This window comes from Mycobacterium sp. E2733, assembly GCF_001667585.1.
GTDB lineage: Bacteria > Actinomycetota > Actinomycetes > Mycobacteriales > Mycobacteriaceae > Mycobacterium.
The window spans coordinates 1-7,870 of sequence record NZ_LZJZ01000067.1; the positions used below are offsets into that span (position 1 = coordinate 1).

Genomic DNA, 7,870 nt, shown 5'->3' on the forward strand with positions numbered 1-7,870 from the left:
TGCGTAGTGATCTGGATCCCGACCTCGATGTGGTCATCGAGGCCGCGGCGGCCGCGCTGGCGATGTCGGACATCGCCTTGGCCGAGGAGCTGGCGCGATTCGCGGTCGATCGCGGCGGCGGCCTGGCGGCCGCGATCGTGCTCGCCGAGGCGGTGAGTTGGCAGGGCCGCGCCGACGAGGCCGCGATCGTGCTCGCCGACGCCGACCCCGAAGGCGCCGACGAGTCGCTGACCGTGCAGTGGGCCTGTCGGCGGGCCGCAAACTTGTTCTTCGATTGCGGGCGCGTTGAGCAGGCACGCGCGGCACTTGCCGACGCCAGAAATCACGCCAAGTCATGCGAGACCGCGAGTCTGGTTTCGGCTACCGAGGCGTCAATTGCGTGCTTCACCGGAGATGTCGCGACGGCGATCGAGCTAGGGCTGCCCCTGTGCGCACCCGGTCAGCCGGCTTCGACGATCGTGTGGGCGATCACGCCGACGACGTGGGCGTTGGCCCTGGTTGGCCGGACCGATGACGTTCAACAGGTCGCCAATAGGGGGGAAGCGGCGACGCACGGCCGGCTGGGACCGTATGGATTCGTCAGCGGACTGGCCGAAGTCATGGCCCAGGCGGCGGCAGGCAACTATTCAGCGGCCGAAGACGTCTGGAAGCGTTACGCCGCCACGGCCGCCGGTGTACCCCAGGCAGACGCCATGGCGCAGGCGATGCTGGGATTGATACACCTGTCCCGCGGCGCCCTACCGGATGCGTGCGCGGTCCTCCAGGACGCGACATCAGTTATGTCACAAGGGTTTCCGCTGGGCTGGTTGATGCTGGTGGCGGCTTGGTGGGCGCAGGGCGAAGGCGCGCGCGGAGATGGTGAGGCGGCCGCCGCCGCGTTGAAGTGCGCGGAAAAAGCCTACGGACCGCAGGTCGCGGTGTTCGCGCCGGAGCTCGAGCTTGCCCGGGCCTGGGAACGCGCAGCCGTCGGCGAAATGACGGCCGCTCGGACGCACGCGGTACAGGCAGCGCGACTCGCGCAGCAGTACGGCATCGACGCTGTGGAGATACGTGCGCGCCATACAGCGGTGCGCTTCGGCGATCCTTCGCAGGCCGCCCGGCTGAAGAACCTCGCCAGCACGCTGAACACCGCGAAGGCGGAGGCGGTCGCCAACCATGCGCGTGCCCTAGCCCGCCACGACGGCGACCTACTCGACGCCGCGGCACGTGAATTCGCCGATCTCGGCGCCCTGGTGATTGCCGCCGACGCGGCGGCCCAGGCGGCCGCCGAACACGCCCGCCGAGGTGAGCGCGGCAAAGAAATCGAGTCATCGACATGGGCATACCGGCTGGCCGGCCAATGCGGATTGCGTACGCCGGCGTTCGAGGCCGCGGCACGTCCGCTGCCGTTCAGCGGACGTGAGCGGCAGATCGCGATGCTGGTCGTCGCCGGATTGTCCAACCGCCAGATCGCCGACCGGTTGTTCATCTCGGTGCGAACGGTGGAGGGACACCTCTACCGTATCTTCGCCAAACTCGGCATCACCAATCGCGACCAGCTCGCCCACCTGATCAGCCGCGATGCGCCCGACCACACGTTGCGAGACGACGCGGTGTTCATCGACGAGTCGCACGACCACCACGCGGCCGGCTGAAAATCTGGGCACCGCGCAGCCGCGACGCGCGACGAAAACGGCAGTCCGACAGTGCGATACGGGTGCCTTATCATCCCCTCGAGCATTTGTTCGTCGCTGGAGCCGCCCGCAGGGCTTGCGCCGACGGGTTCACCACCGGCATGAAGCCCACGCCCTCAACGTCTGCGCCACTACTCTAACCGGGCGCGTGCACCACTCGACTCACGGCAATCCGACCACGACGCCAGTTCGCGGGACCATACGCTCCCGCGCATGACATTCAGTCCGGAAGGCAAGGCCGGTTGGGCCTCCGTCGGCGCGGATGATGACCGTGAGCCGGCCGGATCCCCGGAAAAGGCTTGGGCGGCCGGTGTTAAGCGATCCGCCCTCGCGCAGGCTCCGGACGGTCAGGTCCGCGGCGCCGTTCGACGGCCATGGGGCCGATCCTCGGTCACTCGCCCGGACGGGCGATCCTGCCATCGCTGCGCACTCCGAATCTTGTGCCGCAGGTCTTCGTTCAGCGATCGAGGATTTCGCCGTGACTGAGCTATCGCTCACATCGCTGCTGCAGGAGCGAGCGAGCCGGCAGCCCGATGCGCCCGCATATACCTATATCGACTACGACGTCGACCCGAACGGGATCGCCGAAACCCTGAGCTGGTGGCAAGTCCACCGAAGAGCGCAGGTCGTTGCCGACGAGTTGTCGAGGTGCGGTTCGAGTGGTAGCCGGGTCGCAATTCTGGCCCCACAGGGACTCGGGTACATCGTCGCCTTCATGGGTGCACTGCAAGCCGGGTCAATCGCGGTTCCATTGCCGACCCCGCAACCCGGAAGCCACGACGAGCGAGCGTCCGCTGTATTACGCGATTGCGCTCCTGCGGCAATTCTCACGACGTCTTCCGCCGCAGCAGAAGTCAGGAGGTATGCGGATAGCTGCAATGGCGGAGCGGCCCCGTCGATGATCGAGGTCGATTCGCTGGATCTGGGTGTCCCGCGTCGAGTCCGGCCCGTGCACTGCGCGTCTTCGGGGACTGCGTATCTGCAATACACATCGGGATCTACCCGCGCCCCCGCCGGTGTCGTCGTGACACACAGGAACGTTCTCGCAAATGTCGAACAGGCATTCAGGGATCTGACCGGGGGAATGGTGGCAACCGGGATGAAACTGATCTCCTGGTTGCCGTTCTATCACGACATGGGCCTGCTGCTCGGAATATGTGGTCCCCTGGTTACCGGGCGCAGCGCGGTACTGATGAGCCCATTTTCCTTCCTGCGTAGGCCGTCTCGGTGGATGCAGCTGCTCGCCGCCGATCACCCGACCTTCTCGGCCGCGCCGAATTTCGCTTTCGACTTGGCGGTGTGGCGGATATCGGACGAGGAGATGGCCGGACGTGACCTCGGCAACGTGGTCGGGATCGCCAGCGGTGCAGAACGGGTTCACGTCGCCACCGTAGAGCGGTTCATGCACCGCTTTGCCCGCTTCGGTCTCAAAAACACGGTGGTACGGCCGTCGTACGGCCTTGCGGAGGCAACGGTGTACGTGGCGAGTAGCGACGCAGGGCGCACGTTGAAAAGCGTCCGATTCGACGACGAAAAACTTTCCAGAGGCTACGCCAAGCCGTGTGGCAGCGAAGCCGGCCGCGGTGTCCAGCTGATTGGTCACGGCACGTCCCGGTCGACCGTTCTGCGGATCGTCGACCCGGAAACCGGCATCGAAAATCCGGCCGGGAAAGTCGGCGAAATCTGGGTTCACGGCGACAACGTCGCGAAGGGATATTGGCAGAAGCCGGAGGAAACCGTCGGCACTTTCGGCGCAAGCGTAGTCAGTCCCGGGCCCGATACGCCGGAGGCGCCTTGGTTGAGGACAGGGGATCTGGGCGTGATCTCCGATGGTGAACTGTTCATCATCGGCCGCATCAAAGATCTGTTGATCGTCCACGGGACCAACCACTACCCGGACGACATCGAAGCCACCATTCAACAAATAACGAAGGGACGTGTCGCGGCCATCTCGGTGCCGACTGACGGAACGGAGCGTCTGGTCGCCGTCGCGGAGGTCAGAACGCGGGGCACGTCCGACGTGCAGATGCACAAGCTCGGCTCGATGAAGCGCGAAATCACCGCAGCGGTATCGAACGCGCACCGCTTGCGGCCTGTCGATGTGGTGTTTGTGGCACCGGGCTCGATCCCGACCACGACCAGTGGCAAAGTTCGGCGCACCGCCTGCGCCGAGCGTTACCGACGGGCTGAATTCGATCGACTGGAACTGATGCCATGACGGCAACCTTCGGCCCGAGGCCGCGGCGCGCCCGCTTCCCGTCAGCGGGCGTCTGCACCCGAGTTTGAGACTGGTCGCGGTCGGCTTGTCGAACGATCGATCTACGACCAATCGCGACCAACCCATCCACCTGATGAGCCGAGATACGTTTTGAGTCAACGCTTATCGGGGCTTTCGGGGTGGGATCCAAGAGATGGCCTTCGCCAATCTAGCCAACCGCGAGCCGAAAAGTTGTGCTGCACAACCAGATACCGGCTTGATCCTTAGGCGCGCTACGGGCAGCGGACGGGCCCACAGCATGCGTCCGCTGATGAACAAGGCAGCGACCAAACGTTCACACGCACTATCTTCTCGGTCACTACTCGATCTCTGCGCGCGCACCACCTAAGTCGGAGCAATCGGTCCACGACGTCTGCGCGACGCTACATAAACTCCCGCCCATGACATCCTGCCTAGCGGGCATGGCCGGTTCGCCCCTGGGGGTCGGGGATCACGGAGTGGATCGCATGGAGACCGCCAAACACGCTGCACAAGAATGCGTTTGGCCTCACTCATGCACCGGATACTCGACGCCCTCGAGTCGATTCCGTGCGACTGACGCAGCAGAGCACGGGCGCCGCCCAGTCGTCGCCGCAAACGAGACTGCGTATTGCGGGTATGGGTGCCTGGGCGATCGGAGCGCGCGATTCCCTACGACGTTTCCAGAGGTTGAAGTTATGTCTCAGAGCCAACGCGTGGCCGACCACATCGTCGGGTATCTCGCGTCGATCGGAGTCGACCACATTTTCGGTGTCGATGGCGCCAACATCGAAGACCTTTACGACGCCGCATGCTTGCGCTCGGACGTCAGTGCCGTGGTGGCCAAACACGAGTTTTCCGCCGCTGCGATGGCTGACGGATTCAGTCGCAGTGGCGGCACATTGGGCGTGATGGCAGCGACATCTGGAGGCGCGGCACTCAACCTGATTCCCGGCCTCGCGGAATCGTTTGCCAGCCGGGTGCCGGTGCTCGCGTTGGTCGGCCAGCCGTCGACCGCGATGGATGGCCACGGCAGCTTCGAGGACACCAGCGGTTGCAACGGTTCGCTCAACGCCGAGGCGCTGTTTTCCGAGGTGTCGATCTTCTGCCGGCGCGTACTGGACCCCGCCGACATCGCCTCTGCTCTACCCACTGCCGTGGCGGCAGCGAGGACGGGTGGCCCCGCGGTATTGCTGTTACCCAAGGACATTCAGGAGGCATCCGCGCCGCTCAACCGTTTCGTGGATCGGTACGCGCCCGAGGGGGTCCCCGCTATTGGTGACCCGCAGCCGATCATTCAAGCGCTGCAGCTGGCCAACGGACCGATCACCATTATCGCGGGTGAACAGGTAGTCCGCGATGATGCACGAGCCGAGCTGGCGACACTTCGCGCGGTGCTTCGGGCGCGGGTGGCGTGTGTTCCCCATGCCAAGGACGCCGCCGGCACGCCCGGCTTCGGTTCCTCGTCCGCACTTGGAGTGACCGGGGTGATGGGCCACCCCGGTGTGGCGGAAGCAGTGGCCGGGAGCGCCCTGTGCCTGGTTGTCGGGACTCGGCTGCCGGTGATCGCCCGCGCCGGCCTCGACGATGCGCTGGCCGCGGCACACACGGTCTCGATCGGGTCCGAGGCACCGTACGTCCCGTGCACCCATGTCGACTCCGACGACCTACGCACGTCGTTGCGAATGCTGACGAGCGCACTCATCGGTCGGGGGCGGCCAAGGGGTGTTCGGGTGCCAGACGCGGTATCGCGCACGGAACTGACTCCGCCGCCGTTCGACGGTCCGGGGGTCCGCTACCGGGACGCCATGAACGTCCTCGATCGCCTGCTACCCGGCGACGTGGACATTGTCGTCGACGCCGGCAATGCCGGCGCCGCGGCCGTCCATTATCTGCCCGTGCGACGAAGGGGCCGGTTCACGGTCGCGCTCGGCATGGGCGGCATGGGATACAGCTTCGGCGCGGGGATCGGGATGGGGTTCGCCCGCGCGAAAGATGAAACGTCGCAAGGGCGCGTCGTGGTGATCGCCGGCGACGGTGCCTTCTTCATGCACGGCATGGAGGTGCACACCGCAATGCAGTACCGGCTACCGGTGACCTTCGTGCTGTTCAACAACAACGCCCACGCGATGTCTGTGACGAGCGAACAGCAGTTTCACCGCAATAGGCGCAGTCATAACCGGTTCACGGCGAGTCGGCTCGGGGCCGGCCTGGCGGCGATGTTCCCTGGGCTTCCAGCGGTCGACGCGACGGACGTCGATGACTTCAGCGCGGCGATGCGCACGGCGCTCCGACTCGATGGTCCGTCGGTCGTCAGCCTCGAATGCGCCGCCGACGAAATCCTGCCTTTTGCCACATTTTTCGGGTCATCAACAGTCAAAAACACTGATTGCCAGGACGTTACAACGGGGACCAGAACCGATGTCGTTTCAGCCCTTGACGACATGGTCGCCCATACCGGCGTCACCGCACCTCCGATGCCTACATCGGCCTAGATAGGAAGCTCTTCATCATCATGCTCAACTACGGTACGCAAGCCGACATCCTGGGACCTTTGACCGCCGCTCAGCGGGCGATCTGGACGGCTCAACTACTTCAGCCTGAAGTCCCGTACAACTTCGCCGGTTACGTCGAGATCGATCACGATGTCGACGTCGACAGGCTCACCGCCGCCTGCGAAGCCGCGGCAAGGCGGTTCGGCACGCCATGCGCGCGACCATCTCTCAGTGACGGCGAGCCGGTCTTCATTGTCGACCGCTCGATTCCGCAGACCCTGCGCTGCATCGATCTACGCGTCGAGAGCGACCCGGCAGCCGCCGCGATCGGCTGGATGAACAACGACTACCGCCAGCCGTTCGACCCGCTTCGCGACCGGCTCTGCGACTTGGCGCTGCTGCGGATCGCCGACAATCGGTCCTACTTCTACATGCGTACGCACCACGTTCTCTTCGACGGCTACGGCGCGAACAATTTCGTCCGGCACATCGCCGCCGTGTATTCGGGGTCAGTCCCCGACACAGCCGAGGTCGTCGACTTTTCCGAGTTTGCGCTGATCCGCGAGGCAGACCTGAAGTATCAGCAGTCTTCGCGCTGCGATGCGGATGCCGAGTATTGGAAGACGGTCGTGCGCGGGCCCTTGGACGTCACCGACCTGGCGGGTACGCGGAGGTCGGTGGCACCCCGCCACCCGCTGGTGCACGAGCTGGTTTGCGACAACCGATTGTCGGATAACGGGCATGACCCGTTCGAGGTAGCAAGAGTGATCGCAACGATGGCAGTTTTCTTCGCGAAAACGACGGGGCGCCAGAACGTCTCGATGTCGCTCGCGGTTTCGGCACGGACAACCGCGGCACTGAAAAGATGCGCGGGCATGGTGTCGAACCTGTTGCCGCTGCCGGTCCGCGTCGATGACGGGGAAACCATGGCCGCACTGACCGACCGGGTCGGCAAGGATTTGATTGGTGCGCTGCGGCACCAACAGTTCCGGCGCTGGCCGGACCTCATTGCCGATGCCGCCCCTCTCGACATGAACGTCGAGTTCGGCCCGGTGATCAACGTAATGGCGTTCATCGAGTCGTTCCGTTTCGGTCCATCGGAGGCGACGTTCAATGTTTTCAATTTCACCGTCCAAGACGTGGCGTTCAACATTTATCCCCGGACGGTCGACGGTCGGCTCCGAATTCAATTCGCTTGGAACCCGGACCGCTACACCGCCGACGAGATGTCCAGGCACATCGCCCGCCTGCAATTGGTTCTTGACCGCCTCTTGCTGACCGATTCGTCGGTGTTGGTGGGCGAGGTGGCGTTGCTGGATCACGCTGAGCGGGAGCTGGTGTTGTCGGGGTGGTCTGGTGCCGGGGTGGGAGCCCCGGTGGGGGTGGCGGCGCAGTTGTTGGCGGCGGCGGTGGCGGCCGATCCGGATGCGGTGGCGGTGGTCGATGGTGTGCGACATGTGTCTTAT

At 64.8% G+C, this 7,870-nt stretch carries 4 protein-coding genes; all 4 read left to right on the forward strand.

The genetic code is table 11. The features are described from left to right. Nucleotides 1–1,634 (forward strand): helix-turn-helix transcriptional regulator (locus A5678_RS27895; protein ID WP_231983651.1); only part of this gene is annotated, 1,634 nt, incomplete at its 5' end. 517 nt (nt 1,635–2,151) lie between these two features. Then, nucleotides 2,152–3,891 (forward strand): AMP-binding protein, encoded by a 1,740-nt coding sequence (locus tag A5678_RS12285; RefSeq protein WP_068042637.1) that lies wholly within the window; start codon nt 2,152–2,154, stop codon nt 3,889–3,891. A 716-nt stretch (nt 3,892–4,607) separates the two neighbouring features. After that, nucleotides 4,608–6,404 carry a thiamine pyrophosphate-binding protein gene (locus tag A5678_RS12290; RefSeq protein WP_082945528.1) on the forward strand — a complete coding sequence of 599 codons (1,797 nt, stop codon included), beginning with the start codon at nt 4,608–4,610 and terminating at the stop codon, nt 6,402–6,404. Nucleotides 6,405–6,424: 20 nt separating this feature from the next. Beyond that, the coding region (locus tag A5678_RS12295) for a condensation domain-containing protein (protein ID WP_231983652.1) at nt 6,425–7,870 on the forward strand (1,446 nt) is incomplete at its 3' end.

Bases quoted from the DNA above. Each gene is read 5' to 3' on its own strand.
- A5678_RS12290 (WP_082945528.1), top strand. From the start codon at position 4,608: ATGTCTCAGAGCCAACGCGTGGCCGACCACATCGTCGGGTATCTCGCG.